The organism is Sphingomonas sp. RB1R13, from assembly GCF_036663775.1.
Classification (GTDB): Bacteria; Pseudomonadota; Alphaproteobacteria; order Sphingomonadales; family Sphingomonadaceae; genus Sphingomicrobium.
The window spans coordinates 1-1847 of record NZ_JAXOJM010000012.1 but is presented as its reverse complement, the minus strand read 5'-3'; the positions used below and the strand labels follow the sequence as shown (position 1 = coordinate 1847).

Here is a 1847-nt window from a genome sequence, read left to right as displayed (position 1 = left end):
CAGTTATCGGGGTGTTCGATCAGCAGCAATGCGCCGGGATGACTTGGGACAACCGCGTCCCGAGACAGATGAAATCTTCGAAGGGCGCGCTTATACGTCGTGCCGACGTCGCTTGTTTGGTGTAAATGGTTTGCCGCCATGGCGATATACCATTTCTCCGCCAAGATCATCTCGCGCGCCAACGGCTCGTCAGCGCTGGCGGCTGCCGCCTATCGCTCCGCCTCGCGGCTGCACGATCAGCGGCTCGATCGCCACCACGACTTCTCCAACAAGGCGGGCGTCGTGCATTCCGAAGTGTTGCTGCCGGATGGCGCGCCCGAAGCGTGGCTGGACCGCGAGGTGCTATGGAATGCAGTCGAAGCGGTGGAGTTTCGCAAGGACGCGCAGCTTGCCCGTGAGGTCGAGTTCGCCATCCCGCGCGAGCTCGACCAGGCCGAGGGCATTCGGCTGGCGCGTGACTTCGTTAGCCACGAGTTCGTCGCCCGCGGCATGGCCGCCGATCTCAACGTGCATTGGGATATCGGTACAGACGGGGAGGCCAAGCCGCATGCCCATGTCATGCTCGCGCTGCGCGAGGTGAACGAGGAGGGTTTTGGCAAGAAGAACCGCGACTGGACCCGCACCGATCTGCTCGAGACATGGCGCGAGCGCTGGGCAGGCCATGTGAATGCGAGGCTCGCCGAGCTCGACATTGATGCACGGGTCGATCACCGCAGCCTGAAAGCGCAGGGCATCGATCTCGAGCCCCAGCATAAGATCGGCCCGGCCGCCTCGCGCATGGTGGAGCAGGGACTCGCCAGCGAGCGGCTCACCGAGCACCACGCCATTGCCCGCGCCAATGGTGAGAGGATCCTCGCCAACCCGGCGATCGCGCTGGATGCGATCACCCGCACGCAAGCCACCTTCACCACCCGCGACCTGGCGATGTTCGTCCATCGTCACAGCGAGGGAAAGGAGCAGTTCGACCAGGTGATGGCGGCGGTCCGCGCATCCCCCGAACTGGTCAAGCTCGGCAAAGATGGACGGGGCCAGGAGCGCTTCACCAGCCGGGAGATGATCGACACCGAGGCACGGCTCGAACGCGCCACGGTGAAGCTCGAAACCAGTCGTCGCCATGGGCTGAGTGATCAGCATCGCAAGCTGGCGCTCGTGCGTGCCGAGATGCGTGGGCTGACCCTGTCGCCGGAGCAGCGCAGTGCCTTTGACCATGTCACCAGCGGCAAAGGGCTGGGGGTCGTCGTCGGCTATGCCGGGACCGGCAAGTCGGCAATGCTGGGCGTGGCACGCGAAGCGTGGGAGAGTGCCGGCTATCAGGTCCAGGGACTGGCATTGTCGGGCATTGCGGCCGAGAACCTCGAAGGTGGCTCGGGCATCGCCTCGCGCACCATCGCTAGCCTCGAACATCAATGGGGGCAGGGACGTGACCTCCTGACCGACAAGTCGATCCTCGTCATCGACGAGGCGGGCATGATCGGCACGCGCCAGCTCGAGCGGGTCATTGCAGAGGCCGAGAAGCGCGGCGCCAAGGTGGTGCTGGTCGGCGACCCCGAACAGCTCCAGGCGATCGAAGCGGGTGCTGCGTTTCGCAGCGTGGCCGAGCGCCATGGCAGCATCGAGATCACCGACATTCGCCGCCAGCGCGAGGAATGGCAGCGAAGGGCGACACGCCAGCTTGCCACCGAGCGCACCGGGGAAGCGCTCGATACCTATCGGCAGCATGATGCGATCCATGTCGCCGAGACGCGTGAGGCCGCGCGGGTCGATCTGATCGACCGGTGGGATCGGCAACGCCAAGCCGAACCGGACTCAAGTCGGATCATTCTCACGCATACGAATGACGAGGTGGC

The 1847-nt window shown here is 65.0% G+C and carries 1 protein-coding gene; it reads left to right on the top strand.

Features of this window, described 5'->3' with window-relative positions; genetic code table 11:
• Positions 1-138: 138 nt before the first annotated feature.
• Positions 139-1847: Ti-type conjugative transfer relaxase TraA (traA, locus tag U1700_RS14365; protein ID WP_332753376.1), on the top strand; the 1709-nt coding region annotated here is incomplete at its 3' end.